At 37.1% G+C, this 232-nt stretch carries 1 protein-coding gene; it reads right to left on the reverse strand.

From position 1 onward, the window contains the following. Window positions 1-232 (reverse strand): hypothetical protein (locus AAEY88_RS15640; protein ID WP_350563870.1); only part of this gene is annotated, 232 nt, incomplete at both ends.

Raw genomic sequence — 232 nt, forward strand, 5'->3', positions numbered from 1 at the left:
ACGAGCAACCATTACTTCGTATTGCGGTAAGTTATCTATTCTGTTTTTAAACGCTTTGTATGTTAAAGGCTTTAAATCACTGCCAACAACACTGTCGTTTTCAATAATAACTAAATCTGCATAATACTTATAAGCCGAAGCCACCGATGGCTTTTCTTTTACTAAGTAACGCTCAATTGCCTTTTCAAAAAACTTATCGGTGGCTGTATCGCGCTCCCTGTTACCCTTTTTT

This window comes from Psychrobacter sp. CAL346-MNA-CIBAN-0220 (assembly GCF_040309805.1).
Lineage (GTDB): Bacteria > Pseudomonadota > Gammaproteobacteria > Pseudomonadales > Moraxellaceae > Psychrobacter.